A 19,539-nucleotide genomic window follows, 5' to 3' on the forward strand; every position below is an offset into this window, starting at 1 on the left:
AAATGAAAAAGATCTTAGTTGTGGAAACCAATCAAACCAGCTATGGCCAGCGGGCAGAAGCGACTGGGCTGTGGCTGGGAGAAACCACAGAATTTGTGTTAGCAGTCCAAGCGGTGGGGTATCAAGTTGATTACGTTAGCCCGAAGGGTGGTTATGTCCCCCTGGATCCCCGAAGCATGAAGTATGCCGATGCGGCCAGCTTGGCCCTGTATCGCCAACCAGCCTTTCAGCGGGCGGCCTTAGCCCAAACCCTGCCACCAGCGGCAGTGCGACCGCAGGATTACATCGCGATTTACTATGCCGGTGGGCACGGGGTGATGTGGGACTTTCCGGCGGATGCGGGGCTGCGACAGTTGGCGGAAGTGATTTACCAGCAGGGCGGCTATGTCACCGCAGTTTGCCACGGAATTGCCGGACTCTTGAATTTGCGGCGGCCAAATGGGGAGTATTTGCTGGTCAATCGCCAGGTCACCGGGTTCACCACCGGTGAAGAAGTGCTGGCCGGTAAGCGTTGGCAGGTGCCGTTTTTAAACCAAGTTGAAGTAACCCGGCGAGGTGGCCACTTCGTCAAACGGCGGCCGTATGCGACCTTTGCTGTGCAAGACGGTCGCTTGATTACCGGACAAAATCCGTTTTCGGCCCAAGCGGTGGCAACGAAACTAATCGCGGCGTTGGCAGAAGAAAAATAATTTCCTGGGAAATAAAATGAGAGTGGGAAATAACCTGCTCGGCAAGCCGGATGGATAAGCTAGGACGAAGGTTGGCGCGGTACGCGTCGTTCTTCGTTCGTACTTATCCACTAGGCTTGCGGTTATTTCCCACGTGATCTGTGTAATATTCAAAAACCATCAAGAAGGTTATTTTTGCCATAAAAAACGGACCAGGAGCCGGTCGACGGCCTTGTTTTCGTGCAGTTGGCTGTGTTGGCCGCCGGGGCCCTTGATGACTTCTTCCTGGTAGGAATGGGCGCGGCCGGCTACTAACCAGCGTAAAGAACGCGAGGAAACGTTCGGTACGGTCCCATCGGTGTTATTCTTTGAATTGCCATAAACGTTGAGCACGTCAATTTGACGGGGAAAGGTTTGCCGTAAGCTCAGCAAGCCCTGGTATTGTGGCAACATTATGGAGGGCCGCCCATTGCCCGCTAAGGTTACCGTGGTTGCCCCCGGCTCCATTACCAGGCCGTTCCAATGCCCGGCTAGGTCAACAAGCTTTTGGATTTGGGGCAGGGAGCGATCTTGTCCGTGGGCCTTCAAATAATAGTACACTTGGAGGTTCCCCATCGAGTGGGCAACCACGTTCACTTTGGTAAAGCCATACTTGGCTTTGACCGCCCGCATCACGGCCAGAACGTACTGGCTACTGTTGGCGTAGGCGTCCACGAGCGAACCGGCGCCTGATTTGACGCTTTTGTTATTTTGCAGGTTAACTTCGATGATTGGATTGCGCGCGCCAGGGGTTAAGCGACCGTACCAGGTGACTTGGCCATCCTTGGCGACATCGGCGCGGACGATCGTCGTGGTGACCCCACGGCTGAGGGCGTAATTGGCCATTTGCTGTTCGGCGTGGTATGACGAGCCCCAGCCATGAAAAAAGAGGGTTGGGGTGGTGGAATTAACAAAGTGGGCGGCTTGCGTTCCTTGTTGCGTGCGATTGTGGTTCGCTGCCACTACGGCCCCGGCCAGGGCCACCAGCACGAGCAACCAACGCCACCAAAATTTTTGCATTTTCGTTTCCTCCAGTTAGCGTATTTTATGGTTATGATTGCGATTGCAAAGAAAATTGTCAAGTTTAAAGGCTTGCATGTCACTTCAGAACCCGGTAGAGTAGATTGGATAGAATTTAACGCGCCCGTGGCGGCGGAGCAAACCAGGTTGGCGCCTGGTTTTTAATTTGGCCGCGGGACCATAAAGAAACGGAGGAACGTACAATGCGAAAAGAGCAATTGCGTGCGATTGTTTTTGTCTTAGTCGCCTTTATGTTGGGCTGTAATGAGTACGTGATTGTCGGGGTTTTGCCCGATGTGGCCCACGAATACCATGTCTCGTTGGCCTCGCTGGGTTACGTGGTGACGATTTTTGCTTTTGTCTACGCCTTAAGTACGCCAATTATTACGTCGGTGGCGGGGCGGTGGCCCCGGCATAAGGTGCTGCTGGCGTTGATGGTCGTCTTTTTAATCGGCAATACCTGGACGGCCCTGGCCAAGGGGTATTGGGCTTTGATTTTATCGCGGATGTTGACGGCGACGGTGGCCGGCGCAATTATCTCCTTGGTATTGGTGATTGCAGCCTTTGTCGCGCCCCCAGCGAAGCGGGCGGGGTTGGTCTCGTGGATCTTTGCCGGTTTTAGTATTGCTTCCGTGATTGGGGTGCCGATTGGGACCTTGGTCAGTCAGCATCTCACTTGGCATGACAGCTTTTGGATGATTACCTGGTTGACGGTGATCGTAATGGGCCTGTTGGTCTGGTTGGTACCCAAAGACACCCCTCAGGTTAAGGGACATTTGAAAGATCAGTTTGCCCTGTTTGCTGATCGCCGGATTTTGGTGGGGATTACCTTTATCGTGGCAGTCTGTGCAGCCGACTACACCTTCTATACTTACATTCGGCCGTTATTGACCACCGTCTTGGGCTTCAATGATACCTGGTTAAACTGGCTCTTATTGATGATGGGGATCTTCTTTATTATCGGTAACAAGTTTGGGGGCTTTTTGGCTGACAACGGTGGTGTTAAGCGGCTGCCGGGGATGTACGTGGCGATGACGATCCTCTTAGCCTTAATGGCCCCGTCGTTTGCTTGGCCGTGGGCGACGGTTGCCATCATCGCTTTGGTTTGCGTGGCTTTGGCGGGGTATGGGGCCTCGACCCAGCTGATGTTTTTAAACATCGCCGAAAAAGAGTACCCGCAAGCCTTGGATCTGGCTTCGTCGTTAAACTCGATCTTTGCTAACATCGGGATTTCACTGGGATCGTTGACGGCTGCGGAAACGGTTCGGTTCTTGGATCTGACGAAAGTCGGCTACATTGCGGCGCTCTACGGGGCGTTGGCCACGGTTTTGATTATGTTGGCGGCCAAGTGGCGTAACCAAAGCTAAACGAAAAATCACGCTTTGCCCAGGTGGCTAGCGTGATTTTTTATTAAAGATTTAATTCGAAGGCCAAACGTTCCGGATGGTTGGGTTCATTAACGTAAATCGTGCCGCGGTGGCTAAAGCCCGCTGCCTTGACGAGGGTCTGGACCGGCTGGTTGAGTTGGTAGGTATCAATGCGGAAATTCCGAATTCCTTGCGCCGCGCCAACTGAGATAGCGGTACTGAGCATGAATTTGCCCAGTCCTTGGCCCCGGTATTGGTCGCTCAAGGCGACCCGGTGCAAGGTCGCATATGGTGCGGTCGTATCCGCCCAAGCGCCATCGATGTGCTGGTAAGTTGGTTCGTCGCCGACCACGAGGGCCAGGTACCCGACCACAGTTTGCTCCAGCCGTAAGACCCACCCCTGTTCTGCCGCTAGGTCGGTTTCAATCGTGGCTTGATTCGGGTAGCCGGTTTGCCACTGCGGGGATCCGGCGGCCCTTAAAGCGGCTTTCGCCTGGTCAATAATCGTCATAATGGCGGGGAGATCGGCCGTGCTGGCGGGAACTAAGATTGGAATTGCCATTTAAACTGCCTCCGTGATAATTTTGCTGCTTCTAGGATAGCACCAATTACGCTGGGTGACGATTGAAAAATTAGTTAGCAAAATGGTCGTAGCGATCAAGCTTGAACTTTTGGATGGCATAAATGAGCTTATTGGCGTAGGCGGGGTCGGTCGCGTAGCCGTTTTTTTGTAACTCCCAGGCAGCCGTTTGGTAATCCTTGGCGGTGGTGACGCCTTTGAAGCGGTCGTGGTTATCAACCGTGCCGTTTAAAATCAGTTTGGCGTGGGCTTGAATCGAGTCTGCCCAGGAATCATAAACGGCAAAATCCTGTTTGACGGTCTTAGTATGCCCGTTGAGCGTTTCTTTGGTCGCTAACCGGACCTTGGCCTGGTGGCCGGAAGCCTTCATCCCAAAGAGGTTATTGTATTTATAGGCCAACTTAGCCCGGCCCCAATCCGATTCCAGGCCAGCTTGAGCAATCACGATGCTGGCAGGAATGTGGTATTTTTTTTGTTCTGCTTGGGCCGCCGGAGCGATTTGCTTGATGAATTGCTTGACCGTCATATCGGCCGGGTGACTTTCCCGCGTCGGCGTTTGGCTGGGCCGGTTGACTAAAAAGACGGTCAGGCCGGCTAAAGCGATGAGGGCTAAGCCGCCAATCAAGATGGCTACCAGTGTTTTTTTCTGCATGATAAAATCCTTTCTTTCGTTCCCTTTGATCTTAAAAGAAGCCCTTGCGAAATGGTAGTTTTTTCGCCAATCGTAACCAATTTGTTAGCTGGTGCGCAGAAAAAGTTCAAATTTTTTCGGGACCGGGGCTTGCAATTCCCCAAAAGTTGGTTAGAATATAATCAACAAATTTAAAAAACAATGAGAAAGACGAGTAGCCAGCCGCATTCGTGCAGTGACTTGGGGTTAGTGGGAACCCAAGCGACCCTGGACTGGTGAAAAACCCTTTCGGATGTTGCTGCCCCAAACGCAAAGCGAAGTAGGCGCAGCCGTTACCGGAACGTTACCCCCGGCAGAGTATGTTAGTACTCTTATTTGAGGTGGCTTGGGTCAGACCCCCAAGCAACTAGGGTGGTACCGCGGAAAGAAGCCTTTCGTCCCTTGGAATTCAGGGGATGAAGGGCTTCTTTTCATTTCTTAAAACCAAGTTGCACGTGAGTTAATTAAGGAGGACCTTCTTATGACGTTGATTTTACCAAAAGATTATGACTCAAAGCTGACGATTCGCGAAACCGAAGAAGCCATCCGCTACATCCGGGAAACGTTCCAAGATGAATTATCGGCGGAATTAAACTTGCAACGGATGTCAGCCCCGATGTTTGTGCGCCACTCCAGCGGGCTCAACGACGATTTAAACGGGGTTGAAACGCCAGTCCACTTTACCGCCAAAGACTTAGGCGATGAACGGATCGAGATCGTCCACTCCCTGGCCAAGTGGAAGCGCCTGGCTTTGAAAAAGTATGGCTTCGGGATGCACGAAGGGCTGTACACAAACATGAACGCCATTCGCAAGGACGAAGACATGGACAACTTCCACTCGATCTACGTTGACCAGTGGGACTGGGAAAAGGTGATCGCCAAAGAAGAACGGACGGAAGCGACCTTAAAGGCTACTGTTAAGCAAATCTTCAAGGTCATCAAGCACATGGAACACGAGGTGTGGTACAAGTACCCGCAAGCTGTGCACCACTTGCCAGATGAAATTCACTTTGTGACGACCCAAGAACTAGAAGACCGCTGGCCAGAATTGACGCCAATGGAACGGGAAGACAAGATCGCTAAGGAATTGGGCTGTGTCTTTGTTATGAAGATCGGTGACAAGTTGCAACGTTCCGGTGAACGTCACGACGGGCGCGCCCCCGACTACGATGATTGGGCGTTGAACGGTGACATTATTTTCTGGTATGAACCCCTGGGCTGCAAGTTGGAAGTTTCCAGTATGGGGATCCGGGTATCCGAAAAATCGCTGGCGGAACAATTAAAGAAAGCCGGCGCTGAAGAGCGGGCGAAATTGCCATTCCACCGCGCCCTGTTGGCGGGGGAACTGCCATACACGATCGGTGGGGGGATTGGGCAATCCCGGCTGTGCATGTTGCTGTTAGGCAAGGCCCACGTTGGTGAAGTGCAAGCCAGCCTGTGGCCAGAAAGCATGCGGGAAGAATGCGATAAGGTCGGCATTCACTTGCTATAATTAGACCGCCTTCCTTCGGACCCCAGGCTTCCTCCCAGCCTGGGGCCCTTCGCCAGTGGACCCGGCGAACGAAAACAATTTTAAATCACAGGCAGGATCTCCGGCGGGGGTCCTGCCTTTTCGGTATAATGGGAAAAGTGAATTGAATTCAGGGGGAATCAGGATGACGGATTGGCAAACAACGGAGCTACAAGCGGCATTAGTAAATAGTCTGGTGGACCAAAGTCATGGCCAGGCCAGTGTCAACTTTGGCCCGCGTCTATTGGACAATCAAGGCACACCGACTTGGCTGACCCTGCGCCACCACTTATTGACCTGCCGACGCTTTTGTTTTAGTGTCGCCTTTATCAGTGACGCGATGGTATCAAATTTGAAACCACTGTTGCGGCAATTGGCAGCCAAGGGAGTGAAGGGCCAGTTGTTAACGGCGACGTACCTAAATTTCAACACCCCGAAAGTCTTTGCGGAACTATTGAAATTGCCTAACCTTGAGGTCAGAGTCGCCGCCGGGGCGGGCTTTCACCAGAAGGGTTACTGGTTTGATCACGGGGCTTACGCAACGTTTTTGGTGGGCAGTGCGAATTTAACGGCCGGGGCGATGTTGGGGCGCAACCAAGAGTGGATGTTGCAGTTGGATTCCCGGGCCGCTGGGGCCTTTACTGGGCAATTTCAGCAGCTCTTTGCGCGCCAATGGGCCCAAGCGCAACCATTAACTGCGGCGTGGCTGGCCGCGTATCAGGCTAACTATCAGGCGCCGCAAGCTCAGCCACTGGCGGCCGCCCCGACGCCGGTGATTCGGCCAAACCGGATGCAAGCAGCGGCGTTGGCGGCAATTGAGCAACTGCGTGGCACCGGGGCCCGGCGTGGCTTAGTCATTTCTGCCACCGGGACGGGCAAGACGTATCTGGCGGCCTTTGCGGTGCAAGCGGCGCGGCCCCAACGGTTGTTGTTTGTGGCTCACCGGGAGCAGATTTTGCAAAAGGCGCGGCGCAGTTTTCAAAAGGTTCTGGGGGGTGCCGAACGCGATTATGGTTTGCTGACTGGCAATCGGCACGACTGGGGCGCCAAGTACCTGTTTGCGACCGTCCAAACCCTGCAAAAAAATTTGGCCGCGTTTGAACCGGCAGAATTTGATTATCTGATCATCGATGAGGTTCACCACGCCGGGGCAGCGACGTACCAAGCCTTGCTGGATTACTTTCACCCCACCTTTTGTCTGGGGTTGACGGCGACCCCGGAACGGACGGACGAAGTGAGCGTCTTTGACCTGTTTGATCATCAAGTCGCTTATGAAATTCGCCTGCCGGAGGCCTTAGCGGCTGAAATGCTGGTGCCCTTTCACTACGTGGGGATTGCTGATTACCAATTTACGCTCGCGGCGGACAACCAACGGGTGACGAAGTACCAAGCGCAGTTTGCGACGGGTTCAGCGCACCGGGCGGATGCCAAAGCGGTCGCGTTGTTGACGTCAGATGAACGGGTGGCCTATTTATTGGCCCAAACGGCTTATTATGGTTACAGTGGTGACCAGGGGCACGGCTTGATTTTTTGTGCCAGTGTCTTGGAAGCAACGGAACTGGCAGCCGCTTTATGCCGGCATGGGCACCCGGCCGCGGCGCTAAGTGGGACCGACGGAATTGCGCGCCGCGAACAATTAGTGGCGCAACTCACCGCGGGGCAGTTAGAATACTTGGTTACCGTCGATATCTTTAATGAAGGAATCGACATTCCGTGCGTTAATCAGGTTGTCTTCTTGCGCAACACCGCGTCACCAATCGTTTACCAACAGCAGTTGGGGCGGGGGTTGCGCAAGTCACCGGGGAAAGATTACCTGGTGGTGATTGATTTTATCGGGAATTTTAAGCACAATTACCTGTTGCCCCTAGCCTTGACCGGGGCGGCGACGGCTTCGGCGGATGCTGCCCGGGCCACTGTCCAGGGGCAAACGTTGGTGGGGCAGTCGACGATTGAATTTGAACCGGTCGCCCAGGAGCGGGTGCTGGCAACCCTGAGTCAAGCCCATTTAACGGCGCTGAGCCGGTTACGGCCCCTGTACATGGATTTAAAGGCACGTTTGGGGCGGCGCCCAGCCTTAAGTGACTTTCAGCGTTATGGGGTGGCCGATCCCTTGGTCGTGACCAGTACCGGTCCGGTGCGCAACTATGCCCAATTCTTGGCCAAAATGGGTGAACCCGTGACATTAACTGATTACCAACACCGGGTCTTGAATTTTTGCAGCGCGGAATTGCTGAATGGCAAGCGGCGCCACGAGTTGTTGTTATTAGCCCAGTTGCTTAATCAGCCGGTGGTCACCGCCCAAGCCTTTCAAGCCCAGCTGCAAGCCCACGGGTGCGTGAGTGATCCGCTGACCTTGCGCTCGGTTCACAAGGTCTTGGACTTGTCGTATTTTGCTAAGCGAGCGCGACCGACCCAGGCCGATTACGGCAGTCAACCAGTGGTGGAGTTCGTGGGAAATCACTACCAGTGGGGACCCCAAATGCGGGCGGCTTTACAGACTACGCCCCAGTTTCGCGCGCTAGTGGCCGACACGGTGAAAACGGGGTTGGCCTTGGCCCAGGCCTACCGCCCGGACCAGTTATTTACCCGGGGGCAAAAGTATACCCGCAAGGATGCGGTGCGTTTAATTAACAACCCGAAGAATTTAAATGCCCAGATTGTGAGCGGCTATTACTTTACCAATGCCGAGTCACAGTTGCATGAGGGGATCTTCTTTGTCTCCTATCAGAAGCGACAGGGAATCAAAAAGGCATTGGCTTATCAAAATGAGTTTATTGGTCACGGGGCGTTACGCTTCTTTTTGAATGGCAAGGACATCAAACCGACCGCGAAAAACGTCCAACGGTTGCTTAGCGGCCAAGACCGCCTCCACTTGTTTGTCCAACGTTCCAATGCCCTCGATCAACAGAGCTACTATTACCTTGGGACTTGTCATTACCAAGCTGATAGTTTGACGAAGGTGGTCGACGGGGATTTGACGCGTTTGGCGGTCAATTTGGCCCTGGATACACCACTGGATGACCAACTCTTGCGCTTATTAACGGGGGAAGAAGATGCTTAACCAACTGATTGTGGCCCTCCTCAGCAGTGGGGCGTTAGCGGGGCTGATCTTTTTATTGCGTCGCGTGACCAAGGTGCAAGTCTGGGATGAACGTTGGCATGCCTACTTCGTTACCGCCAACCAGGGCTGGTTTTGGCGGGGTGTCGCCTGGGTAACCCAGCCTAAGTTGATGGTGGGCTGGTGCTTCTTACTGGCGGTGGTCCAGTGGTCCACCCGTGGGTGGCTGGGGGCGTTGGGCGTGTTAGCCGGCCTGGGCGGAGCCAATGTGATTGGAATTATCATTAAGCATACCCTGAAGCGCCCACGTCCGGTACAACATTTGGCCCATGATGATGGCTATAGTTTTCCCTCTGGCCATGTGCTGGGAACAACGGTCATGACGGTAATGCTCTGGCAATTATATGGGCCAGCGTGGTGGTTGGCCGGCAGCTTATTGCTATGGTGGGGGCTGGTGGCATATTCCCGTTTGACCTTACGGGCCCACTACCCCAGTGATGTTGTCGGGGCAGTCCTCTTAGCGCTCAGTTGGCTCAGCTGGTTGAAGTGGCTGATTCAATTACTGGGTTGGTTTTGACTGGTCGGCAGCGCAAAAAAATGATAGGCTGAAGAAAAGACAGAAAAGGCGGAAAAATAATGGATGCACAATTGATTCAATTTCATATCACCCCCCAATTAGCGGACCAAGCGGCCAACGGGATTCAAATGGCGCCCAACAGTGGCTTTAATTTGGAATTCGTGGCTTTGAAAAAATACGTGGCCGAAGACCTGCGGGGGATCCCGGAGTTTCGGCGTGAATACCGGCGCAAGCTGATGCACGTCGTTGAACAATTCAACGAGTATTTCCAATGGCACGCGGAAAAAGCGGCCAAGATGAAGCATTTTCGTGACAGCTTTGGGAAACTCGAAGACTTGAGCGACTCCGCCAAGTACTTGGTCAGCCTACTGAAGAGCGAGTTTATCATTCCGGGAGAACTGGAGCTGACGGAAATGCGTTTGACGGGGGAATTTTCAATCTATGCCCCCGGCAGTGACAGCGAGCTAAAGCAACGGGCGCTGCAAGTTCGCGATGATTCAATTGCGACCTTTAAAGCCCAGCACCAGGCCCCGACGACGACGGTACCGCATACGACGGCCCAACCTTTTCCCGGGCAATAATTAAGGCCTGGTTACTAAATTCCTACAATTTGTTAAAAAATCCCCCGGGCATGGCGAAATCTTGTACAATGTTACCTATTGTGACAAAAATGCAAACCATGAATGGGGATTTTTATGTGGAAACAAAGTGTTAATTGGCTCCGGCACCACTGGTCAGGCGTGGTGATGCTGGCGGTCTTGTTAGGCAGCTTCGTGAGCGCTCCGGTGCAAGGGGCAGCGGCGACGCGGGTGGATGCCCGCGCGGCGGTTATGATTGATCAGCAAACCGGGCAGGTCTTGTACGCCCAAAATGCCACTAAGCGTTATCCAGTGGCTTCGGTGACCAAGATTTTAACCTTATTAGTAATTGAAGATGATATTGCCCACCACCGCTTGGATTGGGAGCAAAAAATCAAAATTGACCACGCGGTGGCGAAGTTGGCCAATGACTGGCGTTTTTCCAACGTCCAATTAAACGAAGGGGAAAGTTACACCGTTAAGGCCTTAGTGGAATCAATGATGATTGTTTCGGCCGATGGGAGTGCCGAAGCCTTGGCCTTAGCCTCGGCGGGGAGCACCCAGGCTTTTAATCAGAAGATGCAAAAGATGGCTCACCGCGCGGGGGTGACGGACGCTAAAATTTACAATATGATTGGCCTGTCGAACGGCGAGCTGGGCCGCTACGGTCTAAAAGGGGTCGACAAGGATGCCGAAAACCTTTTTTCGGCGCAAGATATGGCGAAAATTGCGGCTTACTTGTTAAATCACTACCCCGACGTTACTAAACTGACCAGTCAAAAATTTGTCAACTTCCGGGTCACCGACGGCCAAGAGGAGCAAATGATCAATATTAACGCTATGCTGCCAGAAAATGGTGTGGCGGCGAAGGGCGGCGAAATCGACGGGCTCAAGACCGGCTTAACCGATAAGGCCGGTAACTGTTTTGTCGGGTCGGGAACCTTTGCCAACCGGCGAATCATTACCGTTGTTTTGCATGCCCCCGGTGAGTTTAACAACCAGTTTACCCAAACCCAAAAAATGCTGGATATTGTAATGAACCGCGCGACTCCGGTGACCTTAACCAAGGTCCAACAATTGAGTGCCCAAGTCCAAACGGTAAAAGTGGCGCATGGTCACCACCGGCACCAGACGGGGGTTAAAATTAAATCAACGGTGGTATGGGTGCCCAAGCAACTGGCCACTGCCAAGCATTGGCCAGCTAAGCTGAAGGTGCGCAGTGATCAAGATACGATTGCGCACCGCCAGGTTCGGGCTCCCGTCAAGGCCGGCCAACGGGTGGGGACGATTACCTTGCAGTTGGCGGGGATGCCCGACTTTACTTTGCCCGCTTGGGCCACGACCAGCGTTGCCAAGCACCATTGGTGGCAGTTTTAATCACTTAGCAGCCGAGGGAAATTTCCCCGGCTTTTTTATTTTTGCCAAGGGTCCGGGTAAAAAATTTTTGACGCTTCAACTTGCGATTCTAAGAAGATTATGGCCGTGATTCTTAGAAATTTGAATGGTTCGACCAATCTGACGAAAGATAATTAATTTCGCGGGGGAGGCAAAGGGGATTAGACTGCGGGTTTAACGTTGACGAGTAGAGCTAGACTTTAAAACCAGGACAATTGCTCAGAATTGCCTTAAAAATCCCGGGCGGAGCGGGGATTTTCCTCATCAAAACATCAGCAGATTATTAGTGGTCAAAGCCGCAAAAGGCTGTTACGATAAGCTTGTAAACAAGAACGGGGCCTAGCGCCCGACGATTAAAAGAAAAAAAGGAGTGTTCAATATGATGTCAACGATGAGTAATGTAATTGCAATTTTGGGGTTAGTCGCACTGATTATTGTTTCATTCTCCCACGGTATTCGCAGCCGTTTCAGCTAAGACTTTAATCAGCAGTCGACCCCAGCTAAAAGGGCGCCCGATCGAAGGTGATTGGGCGCCCTTTTAGCGTTAAAAAATTAAAACGGCCAGTTTATGAAGAGCATATAACTACCAGTACCCAAAAGTAATGACAGGAAGGTTTGGTGCCACTTTAAATGGACCCCGGCAGTAATGAAAGCGGCCGCTAGTTCCGGCAGGCCGTGACTGGGCCCGGTCCAATTAACGTCACGCAAGCAGTAGATCACCAACATTGCCATAATCGCCCCGGGCAAAAAATCCCCGAGGCCCTGAATAAACGGGGGCGTTTGGCTGCCGGGCCGTTTGAACAGCCAAAAGGGCAACACCCGGGTTAAAAAATTGGCCATGGCGGCAAGGCCGATGGTCGCTAAACGTTGCCAAAGGATCATGACTGCCGACGCCTCCAATCTAACCAACTATATTCAAGAACTAATAATAACAAGGTGACCAGCAAAAAGTAGGTTTTCCCGACCAACCACAGGGTCAAAGCGGTTAAGACCAGCCCGCTTAAGGTACTGAGGTGATCGCTTTCCCGTTGCCACTGGTCCAAGCACAGGACGATAAACAGGGCGGTCATAACAAATTCAAGCCCGGGAATTTGCAAGGCGAGGGCTTGGCCCAAGCACCCGCCGAATAAGGCGCCACTGATCCAATAACCATAGTCAAGCACCGTCACCCACGTATAGACGGTTTGCCGGTTGACCCCAGTTGGGACGTGCAGGGTGTAGTTGACCGCGAAGGTTTCATCAGAAAGACCATAAATGCGCAGCCATTGTCGCCAGTCACCGCTGTCGTAACGGTTCAACATACTGACCGCGTAGAAAAACTGGCGAAAACCAACGACAAAGGTGATTAATAAGACGGTGAGGGGGTTGAAGTGTTGCGTCAGCATGGTGGCAATCACAAATTCCACGGATCCCCCGTAAATGGTAGCAGCCATTAAGGGCGGGTACCACCAGGCAAAGCCCAGGTTATGCATATATAAGCCATAGCCTAGTCCTAAGATTAAGTAGCCAAACAAAACGGGGAGGGAGGCATGCCAAGCAACGTTAAAAGCTGAGCGCGGCATCGCGAATCTCCTTTAAATTAAAATTTGATGAAAATCAATGGCTTGATTTTACCCGCCCCAGCGGAAAAAAACAAGCGACCAGGAAAAAAGCGGGTTCTTCCTGGTCGCTGGCGCTATTCTTTAGCTAAAATTTTTAGGGCATCTTGCATCAATTGTTCTTGGTCCGCGGGGGTAACCGGGAATTGCAAGTTGAGTTGCTTGAGGCGCTTGACCATGATTTTGGCGACTAATAAGCGACTGGTCCATTTATCATCAGCCGGGATGATGTACCATGGATTTTCCTTGCTGGACGTAGCCTGGATGGTGTCTTGGTAGGCTTGTTGGTAAGCATCCCAAAAGCGGCGTTCGGCAATATCGGCACGTTCAAACTTCCAGTTCTTTTCGGGGCGTTCGATCCGGGCTAAGAAGCGGTTCTTTTGTTCGGCCTTGGAAACGTGGAGGAAGAACTTTAAAATCACAAAGCCGCTGTGGGTCAGGTAACTTTCGTAGTGGTTGATGTCATCACGCCGCTGGGCAAAGAAGGCCGGGGTCACGTCTGCTAGATCGTAGATTCCTGGTAAGTGGGCATTGACGATCAATTCGGGGTGCACTTGGGAGACCAAAACGTCTTCGTAGTGAGACCGGTTTAAGATCCCGATCTCACCGCGTTCCGGCAATTGGGCGTTGATGCGCCACAAAAAATCGTGGGCCAAGTCGGTTGACGAAGGGCGTTTGAAGTTGGCTACCCGCAGCCCGCCGGGATTGACTTGTGAAAAGACATGGCTGATCAAACTGTCCTTCCCAGCCGCGTCCATCGCTTGCAAGACGACAATGATACCGTAACGGCGATCAGCAAAGAGTTTGCGTTGTTCTTGTTTGATCTTGGCCATCGTTTTGGCTAGTTCAGCCTTGGTCCCGGCTTGATCCAGGCCAGTGTCAAAACTGGTCGGGGCTGTTGCAATTTGAAAGTCAGCGTTGGTATTACGAAATTGTTTTAAATCCATGGTAATCCCCCCATTTTCCGCGTAAACTGGAAACAACCATCCGTCAGGGCACCCCCCTGACGGAACAAAAATTAAGGAGAAGGTAAGCAATGACGGTAACGGTAGGTGATTGGCAAAAAGAAGTCGCGGCCGTGCGGGCGCACTTAATCGCCCCAGCCGATGTCTGGCTGATCCACGAGCACCATTCCAAGCAAAGCGAGAGTACGTATTTGGCCCTCGTGAAGCAAGCGCGTCTTTACGTGGTGCGGCTGGCCTTTCATGATCAAACGGCGGCCGATCCCTGGTCGTTTAATTTACGTCGTTATCCGGGGCGCAGGGCCTTGGTGCGTGCGATTCAAGCTCGCATGGCCCAACCGGCCCAAGGGTTAGCGGTGGAATATGCGACCTTTGTGGCGCTGGCGTTCGTGGAAAAAGCCAACCAGACTGGCGGTGAACTGCACTGGTTGGCAGACTACTTTTTTTATCAGGGGCAAGCCGTAGCACCGCCCGTGGCCGCGCAATTAGCTCCACTATTGGCCGCCCATTTGTGTTTGGTCAGCTATAAGGATCAGCGGGTGTTATTAACCTCAAGCGGCCGCGCCTTGTTGGACGGGTACTTTGACTTTGCTGATCACTACCACCCTGCTGAAGCTGCTTGGGATCAAAATCCCCGGACGATGACGCCGCGGGAATTAATCGCGCGGTTGCTGCTTTGATTTGGGCCGTTGGTGAGCATGGATAAATTCATCTTCTTGAGCGAAGAAGGCCAGGTAGGCAAAGAAATTTTCTTTACAGCCGGCTTTGAATGTTTGCCAAAGTTGCTGCCACTTAGCCATGGTTATCTCCTCCTTTTTAACTTCTATTATAGAACGTCTTGAAAACGGCACCAAGCACGGAAAAATTATTTTACTCAGAAAATGTGTTAAGATAAATCAATTCAGATTTAAAAGGGGGACAAACCGATGCAACGACGCCAACGCCAAGCGCAGCGCCGCCGCCAACGTCGCTGGCGGTGGGGACTGAGCGGTGGCTTTTTGCTGACTGCGTTGTTATTGATTGGGGGCATCACCACGCAACGGTCCGCCCCCACCACTTCTAATCCGCTGGAGGCCATGGAAAATTTATTTATCGGCCCCCGGGTGCATTATGGCTTGCAAACAGCTTGGCGAACCCAACTGGCGGGGCGCAGTGAACGGGTAAGTATTGCGCTGTATTCAGCGCAAACGGGCCAGCTCTATAGTCGCACCAACGCCGCCCACCACCAATTTCACATGGCCAGTACCGTCAAGGTAGCGATTTTAGCTGGCATTTTGCGCCAGGAAAAGGGGCACTTAACGGCGCAAGAAAAGGCCTTGGCCACCCGGATGATTGAAAATTCGGATAATGCCGCTACCAATTTGCTGTTTGAAGATTATTTAGGCGGCCAGGCGGGCTTGCAAGCCACTTTTGCGGCCTTTGGGATGACCCATTCGACGGCTCATAAGGCGTGGGGGCTCTCAACGACGACTCCGGCTGACCAAGTCCGCTTATTGAATCAGATTTACTTTAGTTCGGATCAATTGAACGATCAATCCCGGGCCTACTTGCGGTATTTAATGGCCCATGTGGCTACCGATCAGCAGTGGGGTATTTCGGCGGGCAGCGACTCGTTTGCGTTAAAGAACGGGTGGCTGCCCTATGGCAAGGACCAGTGGATTATCAACAGTATTGGCTATATCGATGGCCCAGGCGCAAATGACTACACGATTGCCATTTATACGGATCATAATCCTAGCATGGCCAGCGGCAAACAATTAGTTGAGCAACTGGCCCAAGTGACTCGGCAAGCGATGCGGCGCTTGGATGATTAATGACGGCAAAGGGACTGGTGAACCCCGGGGACCAGTCTTTTTTATTTTGTGCCGGGCAAACTGGCGCTGCCTAAAAAAACTGTGAAACCGCCAACAAAATAATCGATTGTGTTTATTATTCTTAATTTTTATCACAGAAAAACGATTTTTGTATAAGAACTCACCGTAAAATTATGCTTTTTCCGCTAAATCAGCTATACTATGGGCAAAGGATGTAATGGATGAGAAATGGAGGAGTCGGAGATGTTGTTGCGACAGCTAGATTATTTTATAAAAGTTGTTGATAATAAGAGCTTTACTAAAGCCGCGGATGCAGCCTTCATTTCTCAATCGGCCGTTTCCCAACAGATTCGGGCGTTGGAACAAGAGTTGGGGGTTAAATTGTTGCGGCGCCATAACCGCAGCTTCTCGCTGACCAGTGCTGGTAATTATCTGTATCGGCACGGGCCGGGGCTGTTAGCGGCTGCCGATGAGCTTCAGCAAGCAACGATCAACGTTGGCAAAGAAGAGGTCAGTGAGCTGGCGTTAGGCTATCCCCAAAATTATGATGGGGTAGAGTTAAGCGCCGTGGTGAGTGCCTTTAGTCAGTTGTATCCACAGTTGCAACTGACGGTGCGGGCGCAAAGTCACGCGGACTTATTGCAAAATTTAGCGAACGAAACGTTAGATTTGGCCCTGGTGGGCGAGCGCGGCGATGTACCGACTGACTTTCAGGTGCAGCCGGTTTTGGCGGCCCGGCGTTTTGTTGAGGTGGCCCAAACCAGCCCGCTGGCCCAATTACCAACCGTGAGCTTGGCGCACCTTTCGCAGCTGCCCTGTATCGTGATTGCGACCGAGCAGCGGGCGGTTGAAGAAGCCCGTTACTACCGGGAACAAATCGGCGTGTTGAGTGAATTTCGCTTTGTCAACAGCCTCACGGAGGCGCAGATTTTGGTGGCGGCCAACCAAGGCTATTTGTTAGTCGACCAAGTGGGGACCTGGCGGCCGGCCGCACCTCAAATTGCTCGGGTCGCCTTGCAGGGGTCCGAAACGGTGGCGTTGACGCAACGCTATGTCTTAGCTTGGCGCCCGGCCTTGACGACCTCGATGATGACGGAATTTGGTCAGCTGCTGACGGCGAAATTGCGGAAACCCTAGCAACCAGGGCTGCGACCGGGGAGGTTTTCCCGGTCTTTTTTGTTGCCGGTTAATTTAACCATTAACAAGCGAAACCGTTTCCAATATAATAAAAGTAACGCTAGTTGTTGATGAAAAAGAAAAGGAAGCGAGCATTATGACGCAGGTATACCTTACGGCGCCGTTACCAGCTGTAGCGACGAAATTGTTAGAACAAGCGGGCATCACTTATGAAAGCTTTGCGGGGCCGGGATTGATTACGAAAGCTGAATTGCTGGCACACGTAGCGGAAATTGAGGTGTTGATTACGCCGCTGTCGACCCAGGTTGATGAAGAAGTGATTGCGGCGGCCCCGAAACTAAAGTTGATTGCTAACTTTGGGGCGGGATTCAATAACATTGATGTCCAAGCCGCGCGGGCCCGGGGGATCGATGTGACCAACACCCCGTTTGTCTCATCGGTTTCGACGGCCGAAGTAGCCTGCGGGTTGATGGTCGCCTTGGCGCACCGGATGGTTGAAGGGGATCAATTAATGCGGACTCAGGGTTTTGACGGTTGGGCCCCGCTCTTCTTCTTGGGGCACCAGTTAGCGGGCAAGACCTTGGGGATCGTCGGCTTGGGGGACATTGGAAAGAATGTGGCCCAACGGATGCAGGCGTTTGACATGAAGATTGTCTATACCCAGCGGTACCAGGCTGACCCGGCCACCGAAGCCCACTATCATGCCCAATACGTTTCACTAGAAGAACTTTTACAAGTCAGCGATGTAGTTAGTTTGCACTGCCCGCTGACGCCCGCCACGCACCATCTGCTGGGAGCGGCAGCGTTTAAACGGATGAAAAAGTCAGCCTTGTTGATCAACTGTGCCCGGGGACCAGTGCTTGACGAAGCCGCCCTCTTGACGGCGTTACAAACCGGCGAACTGGCCGGGGCAGCGTTGGATGTCTACGAAAAAGAACCCTTGGTAGCAGAGGGCTTTAAGCAATTGACCAACGTGATTTTGACGCCACACGTGGGGAATGCGACGGTTGAAGCCCGGGATGATATGGCCAAAATCGTGACGAACAATGCGTTAGCGGTTTTAGCCGGTAAGGCGCCACGCTACGTGGTAAATGCGGCGGAATAAAAAAATGAGCACTTCCCAGCGCGGAGGTGCTCATTTTTTATTTTTGCTTGAAGTTTAGTTGGCTTGTAAGTGGCGGATGCCCGGTAAGCTCAGCATGATGGCAAAGCTAAGCAAGTAGAGCGCAGCTAAGCAGCCCATCGTAGTCAAGAGGGTGGCGTGATCCATCAAAAAGCCGATCACGACCGAGGAGAAGCCCCCGATGGCCCGCCCGGTGTTCATGATCATGCTATTGGCCGTTGACCGGATTTCCGTAGGGTAGAGGCGACTGATGACGGCACCGTAACCGCCGAACATCCCGTTTGAGAAGAAACCGATCAGTGCGCCAGCCAAGATTAATTGCAGTGAGGTGTGAGCCATTAAGATCGCAAACATCACCAGGGCCGATCCAAGGAGAAAAATCCCAAAAGCCCACCGCGGGCCCTTTTGATCCATGATGGTCCCAAAGACGACCATCCCCAGGCTCATCCCAATGATGGTAGCGATCATCCAGAGGGAGGAACCGGAAACCGACAAGCCTTGTTGCTTTTGGGCAATTGGTGGCAACCAGTTCATTAAGCCGAAGTAACCAGCGATTTGGACAATGGCCATTACCATTAAGCCCAGGGTTTGCACCGCTAAGCGAGGGGTTGCAAAGAGGCGACTGACGGCAATTTTTTCGTGCTTGGCTTGCGCTTGCGCGTGAGCCGTAATGAATTCGGCACTTTCACTGACGTGTTGCCGAATAAAGTAGGTTAAGACTACCGGGATGATGCCCAACAAGAACAGGGCGTTCCAACCAAAGTGGGGGATGATTACGGCCGCGGCTAAAGCAGCGAAAATCGCCCCGATTTGGCCCCCGATGGCGGCAACCGACGTTAAGCGGCCAATCCGGTTGGCGGCAAAGTTTTCGGCAATCAGGGCCATCCCAACCCCGTATTCACCACCGGCTCCGATACCAGCGAGAAACCGCAGGACATAAATGGCGCTCAGCGAGTGGGCAAAGAACATCGCGGCGGTGGCGAAGGCAAAAATAAAGATCGTGTAAGAGAATGTCTTAACACGACCGATGCGATCACCGAGCAGACCAAAGACCGCACCGCCCGCGAGCATCCCTAAGTTGGTAATCGAGCCGATCCAACCTGCCGCCGTACCAGAAAGGTGCAGATCCGCGATGATCGGCGCCAGGGCAAACGATAAAAACATAATGTCCATGTTTTCCAATGAGAAACCGGCCGCCGTAGAGGCCATGACCCACTTTTCGTTATTTGCCTGCGTCAACAGTTTGTTGCTTGTCTGTTCCATATTTAATTCCTCCAAAATGAAGGCTCACGGGCCTTCTTTATTTTGTCGTATGCCATTGTGCCACTTTTTAATTGAAATAGCAAGCAACCAAAAAGACGATTTTGGCATAATTTATGATATTTAATTAGACGCGGTTTGTAAAATTAAGTTAGAAAAATAGAAAAGCCATTTGTGGTAGAC

Annotated in this window: 19 protein-coding genes and 1 other annotated feature; of the genes, 11 read left to right on the forward strand and 8 right to left on the reverse strand. The window is 52.5% G+C overall.

The window, feature by feature from the left end; all coding sequences use genetic code 11:
• The first annotated feature begins 2 nt into the window (after positions 1–2).
• Positions 3–689, forward strand: a complete 687-nt coding sequence (locus FC43_RS09570; protein WP_019206737.1) for a type 1 glutamine amidotransferase domain-containing protein — start codon at positions 3–5, stop codon at positions 687–689.
• Positions 690–857: 168 nt separating this feature from the next.
• Here the strand turns inward: FC43_RS09570 and FC43_RS09575 are convergent, their stop codons facing one another.
• Positions 858–1,727, reverse strand: a complete 870-nt coding sequence (locus tag FC43_RS09575) for an alpha/beta hydrolase (protein ID WP_019206738.1) — start codon at positions 1,725–1,727, stop codon at positions 858–860.
• 203 nt (positions 1,728–1,930) lie between these two features.
• Between FC43_RS09575 and FC43_RS09580 the strand changes: the two genes are divergently transcribed.
• Positions 1,931–3,094 (forward strand): MFS transporter, encoded by a 1,164-nt coding sequence (locus FC43_RS09580; protein WP_019206739.1) that lies wholly within the window; start codon positions 1,931–1,933, stop codon positions 3,092–3,094.
• A gap of 43 nt (positions 3,095–3,137) precedes the next feature.
• Here FC43_RS09580 and FC43_RS09585 read toward each other — a convergent pair whose 3' ends face one another.
• Together FC43_RS09585 and FC43_RS09590 are read right to left on the reverse strand one after the other, a co-directional pair.
• Entirely contained in the window at positions 3,138–3,656 is a 519-nt protein-coding gene (locus FC43_RS09585; protein WP_019206740.1) for a GNAT family N-acetyltransferase, read from the reverse strand.
• Positions 3,657–3,726: 70 nt separating this feature from the next.
• The gene (locus FC43_RS09590) at positions 3,727–4,326 is read right to left on the reverse strand and encodes a glycoside hydrolase family 73 protein (RefSeq protein ID WP_019206741.1); all 600 of its coding nucleotides are present in this window, start codon (positions 4,324–4,326) and stop codon (positions 3,727–3,729) included.
• A 171-nt stretch (positions 4,327–4,497) separates the two neighbouring features.
• Positions 4,498–4,750: a binding site (T-box leader), on the forward strand.
• A 75-nt stretch (positions 4,751–4,825) separates the two neighbouring features.
• Here FC43_RS09590 and asnA point away from each other — a divergent pair.
• From asnA to FC43_RS09615, 5 genes are all read left to right on the forward strand, one after another.
• Positions 4,826–5,836 (forward strand): aspartate--ammonia ligase, encoded by a 1,011-nt coding sequence (gene asnA, locus FC43_RS09595; protein WP_019206743.1) that lies wholly within the window; start codon positions 4,826–4,828, stop codon positions 5,834–5,836.
• Positions 5,837–5,999: 163 nt separating this feature from the next.
• Positions 6,000–8,915, forward strand: a complete 2,916-nt coding sequence (locus FC43_RS09600) for a DUF3427 domain-containing protein (RefSeq protein WP_056955499.1) — start codon at positions 6,000–6,002, stop codon at positions 8,913–8,915.
• Complete coding sequence (locus tag FC43_RS09605) at positions 8,908–9,489, forward strand: phosphatase PAP2 family protein (protein ID WP_019206745.1); 582 nt, start codon at positions 8,908–8,910, stop codon at positions 9,487–9,489. Before FC43_RS09600 ends, FC43_RS09605 begins: the two co-directional genes overlap by 8 nt.
• Positions 9,490–9,548: 59 nt before the next feature.
• Positions 9,549–10,070 (forward strand): hypothetical protein, encoded by a 522-nt coding sequence (locus tag FC43_RS09610; protein WP_019206746.1) that lies wholly within the window; start codon positions 9,549–9,551, stop codon positions 10,068–10,070.
• Between the two features lie 114 nt (positions 10,071–10,184).
• Entirely contained in the window at positions 10,185–11,444 is a 1,260-nt protein-coding gene (locus FC43_RS09615) for a D-alanyl-D-alanine carboxypeptidase family protein (RefSeq protein ID WP_019206747.1), read from the forward strand.
• Positions 11,445–12,014: 570 nt separating this feature from the next.
• Here the strand turns inward: FC43_RS09615 and FC43_RS09620 are convergent.
• The 3 genes from FC43_RS09620 to FC43_RS09630 form a co-directional block, all read right to left on the reverse strand.
• Positions 12,015–12,344 (reverse strand): branched-chain amino acid transporter permease, encoded by a 330-nt coding sequence (locus tag FC43_RS09620; RefSeq protein ID WP_019206748.1) that lies wholly within the window; start codon positions 12,342–12,344, stop codon positions 12,015–12,017.
• Positions 12,341–13,024 (reverse strand): AzlC family ABC transporter permease, encoded by a 684-nt coding sequence (locus FC43_RS09625; RefSeq protein ID WP_019206749.1) that lies wholly within the window; start codon positions 13,022–13,024, stop codon positions 12,341–12,343. The genes FC43_RS09620 and FC43_RS09625 overlap by 4 nt, the downstream gene beginning before the upstream one ends.
• A 113-nt stretch (positions 13,025–13,137) precedes the next feature.
• Positions 13,138–14,007, reverse strand: a complete 870-nt coding sequence (locus FC43_RS09630) for a PPK2 family polyphosphate kinase (protein ID WP_040470152.1) — start codon at positions 14,005–14,007, stop codon at positions 13,138–13,140.
• An 89-nt stretch (positions 14,008–14,096) separates the two neighbouring features.
• Here FC43_RS09630 and FC43_RS09635 point away from each other — a divergent pair, with 89 nt between their 5' ends.
• Complete coding sequence (locus FC43_RS09635; RefSeq protein WP_056955500.1) at positions 14,097–14,702, forward strand: hypothetical protein; 606 nt, start codon at positions 14,097–14,099, stop codon at positions 14,700–14,702.
• Here the strand turns inward: FC43_RS09635 and FC43_RS11135 are convergent.
• Positions 14,679–14,822 (reverse strand): hypothetical protein, encoded by a 144-nt coding sequence (locus FC43_RS11135; RefSeq protein ID WP_019206752.1) that lies wholly within the window; start codon positions 14,820–14,822, stop codon positions 14,679–14,681. The two genes, FC43_RS09635 and FC43_RS11135, sit on opposite strands and share 24 nt — an antisense overlap.
• A gap of 126 nt (positions 14,823–14,948) precedes the next feature.
• Between FC43_RS11135 and FC43_RS09640 the strand changes: the two genes are divergently transcribed.
• From FC43_RS09640 to FC43_RS09650, 3 genes are all read left to right on the forward strand, one after another.
• Complete coding sequence (locus tag FC43_RS09640; RefSeq protein WP_019206753.1) at positions 14,949–15,836, forward strand: serine hydrolase; 888 nt, start codon at positions 14,949–14,951, stop codon at positions 15,834–15,836.
• Positions 15,837–16,079: 243 nt separating this feature from the next.
• The gene (locus FC43_RS09645; protein WP_056955501.1) at positions 16,080–16,973 is read left to right on the forward strand and encodes a LysR family transcriptional regulator; all 894 of its coding nucleotides are present in this window, start codon (positions 16,080–16,082) and stop codon (positions 16,971–16,973) included.
• Positions 16,974–17,109: 136 nt separating this feature from the next.
• Positions 17,110–18,078, forward strand: coding sequence for a 2-hydroxyacid dehydrogenase family protein (locus FC43_RS09650; RefSeq protein WP_056955502.1), 969 nt, complete (start codon positions 17,110–17,112; stop codon positions 18,076–18,078).
• A gap of 54 nt (positions 18,079–18,132) precedes the next feature.
• Here FC43_RS09650 and FC43_RS09655 read toward each other — a convergent pair whose 3' ends face one another.
• The gene (locus FC43_RS09655; RefSeq protein ID WP_056955503.1) at positions 18,133–19,359 is read right to left on the reverse strand and encodes an MFS transporter; all 1,227 of its coding nucleotides are present in this window, start codon (positions 19,357–19,359) and stop codon (positions 18,133–18,135) included.
• Positions 19,360–19,539: the final 180 nt, after the last annotated feature.

The organism is Limosilactobacillus ingluviei DSM 15946 (assembly GCF_001435775.1).
GTDB lineage: Bacteria > Bacillota > Bacilli > Lactobacillales > Lactobacillaceae > Limosilactobacillus > Limosilactobacillus ingluviei.

Excerpts from the sequence above, each read along its gene's own strand:
- FC43_RS09585 (WP_019206740.1), bottom strand. The coding sequence starts at position 3,656 with ATGGCAATTCCAATCTTAGTTCCCGCCAGCACGGCCGATCTCCCCGCC.
- FC43_RS09655 (WP_056955503.1), bottom strand. The coding sequence starts at position 19,359 with ATGGAACAGACAAGCAACAAACTGTTGACGCAGGCAAATAACGAAAAG.
- FC43_RS09630 (WP_040470152.1), bottom strand. The coding sequence starts at position 14,007 with ATGGATTTAAAACAATTTCGTAATACCAACGCTGACTTTCAAATTGCA.
- FC43_RS09610 (WP_019206746.1), top strand. The coding sequence starts at position 9,549 with ATGGATGCACAATTGATTCAATTTCATATCACCCCCCAATTAGCGGAC.
- FC43_RS09615 (WP_019206747.1), top strand. The coding sequence starts at position 10,185 with ATGTGGAAACAAAGTGTTAATTGGCTCCGGCACCACTGGTCAGGCGTG.
- FC43_RS11135 (WP_019206752.1), bottom strand. The coding sequence starts at position 14,822 with ATGGCTAAGTGGCAGCAACTTTGGCAAACATTCAAAGCCGGCTGTAAA.
- FC43_RS09635 (WP_056955500.1), top strand. The coding sequence starts at position 14,097 with ATGACGGTAACGGTAGGTGATTGGCAAAAAGAAGTCGCGGCCGTGCGG.
- FC43_RS09625 (WP_019206749.1), bottom strand. The coding sequence starts at position 13,024 with ATGCCGCGCTCAGCTTTTAACGTTGCTTGGCATGCCTCCCTCCCCGTT.
- FC43_RS09605 (WP_019206745.1), top strand. The coding sequence starts at position 8,908 with ATGCTTAACCAACTGATTGTGGCCCTCCTCAGCAGTGGGGCGTTAGCG.
- FC43_RS09590 (WP_019206741.1), bottom strand. The coding sequence starts at position 4,326 with ATGCAGAAAAAAACACTGGTAGCCATCTTGATTGGCGGCTTAGCCCTC.
- FC43_RS09620 (WP_019206748.1), bottom strand. The coding sequence starts at position 12,344 with ATGATCCTTTGGCAACGTTTAGCGACCATCGGCCTTGCCGCCATGGCC.
- asnA (WP_019206743.1), top strand. The coding sequence starts at position 4,826 with ATGACGTTGATTTTACCAAAAGATTATGACTCAAAGCTGACGATTCGC.
- FC43_RS09580 (WP_019206739.1), top strand. The coding sequence starts at position 1,931 with ATGCGAAAAGAGCAATTGCGTGCGATTGTTTTTGTCTTAGTCGCCTTT.
- FC43_RS09570 (WP_019206737.1), top strand. The coding sequence starts at position 3 with ATGAAAAAGATCTTAGTTGTGGAAACCAATCAAACCAGCTATGGCCAG.
- FC43_RS09600 (WP_056955499.1), top strand. The coding sequence starts at position 6,000 with ATGACGGATTGGCAAACAACGGAGCTACAAGCGGCATTAGTAAATAGT.
- FC43_RS09575 (WP_019206738.1), bottom strand. The coding sequence starts at position 1,727 with ATGCAAAAATTTTGGTGGCGTTGGTTGCTCGTGCTGGTGGCCCTGGCC.
- FC43_RS09650 (WP_056955502.1), top strand. The coding sequence starts at position 17,110 with ATGACGCAGGTATACCTTACGGCGCCGTTACCAGCTGTAGCGACGAAA.
- FC43_RS09640 (WP_019206753.1), top strand. The coding sequence starts at position 14,949 with ATGCAACGACGCCAACGCCAAGCGCAGCGCCGCCGCCAACGTCGCTGG.
- FC43_RS09645 (WP_056955501.1), top strand. The coding sequence starts at position 16,080 with ATGTTGTTGCGACAGCTAGATTATTTTATAAAAGTTGTTGATAATAAG.